Genomic DNA, 903 nt, shown 5'->3' with positions numbered 1-903 from the left:
AAAAAAATTCCTAACCTATAAATGCCTAAAAAAAGTCATATCGGTAGCTTATAAGATGAAAACGGACAAGATTACTTGTCTGTTTTTTGTTTGCTGATGATGAAATAATAGCAATAAGAGCTATTACAAAATTGACAGCAAATGGTACCCAAATGAATATCACTTCATTTCCGAAGAATTGTTTAAACATTTGCTCGTACTCTCTTGTAACAACTAAAAGTATTCACTAATTTAGAAATAGCTACGGTACATACCGTAGCTATTTTATTTTAGAGCAGGCTTAAAGTATAGATTTGGGGTAATTTCCTATGTCACGTGAACTATGCCTATTTGTTTTTATATGAAGATGTACGGATAAAAATAAAGGGTTTAATTTAAGGAAAACCTTGAATGTAAATAAATAGATAGAACTATTGGGGGTAGGGCATGGATTTTCAGCGTGAAGTATTAGACCGCATGATTGTATTAGAAACTAAAATGGACGTAGTAATAAGTGGTTGTCCTACGTGCAAGGCCAAAGTGGATGCAAATGAAATAATACTTACAAAAGCGGTTGAAAGTACGAAGGCAGCTCATCACCGAATCGATGAGGTGTATAAAACGGCAGGGTACATTTCTGCAGGTATTGGGCTAATTCTACAGGTAATCGCTTTTGCTGTACAAAATTTTAAAGGGGTGCATTAAATGGCAATAACAAACGAATATCAAATAGCACTATGTGCCACTGGGATAATCCTAGTGGCTAATCTTTGGGCTATGGGGCTTTTTGTGTTGTATGCAAAATTGCCTGAGAGTAAAACGAAAGGGGCTATTCGGAATATCATTTTTGAGCTAGACAGATTCTCTGACGATATGGAGAATGCTGATAAACGAAGAGTGGCTATCCAGCAGATAAATGAGGTG

At 35.8% G+C, this 903-nt stretch carries 1 protein-coding gene and 1 pseudogene; both read left to right on the top strand.

All coding sequences use genetic code 11. From position 1 onward, the window contains the following. Positions 1-426: 426 nt before the first annotated feature. A complete protein-coding gene (locus QSJ81_RS25645; protein WP_285720125.1) occupies positions 427-684 on the top strand; it encodes a hypothetical protein in 258 nt (85 codons plus the stop codon). Further along, a pseudogene (locus tag QSJ81_RS25640) lies at positions 685-903 on the top strand (hypothetical protein); the annotation flags it as partial.

Origin of the sequence: Pelosinus sp. IPA-1 (genome assembly GCF_030269905.1) — a bacterium.
Taxonomy (GTDB): domain Bacteria; phylum Bacillota; class Negativicutes; order DSM-13327; family DSM-13327; genus Pelosinus.
This window is presented reverse-complemented; position numbering and strand designations above follow the sequence as displayed.

What these genes read in the sequence shown, in the direction of transcription:
- QSJ81_RS25645 (WP_285720125.1), top strand. Translation starts at nt 427, where the DNA reads ATGGATTTTCAGCGTGAAGTATTAGACCGCATGATTGTATTAGAAACT.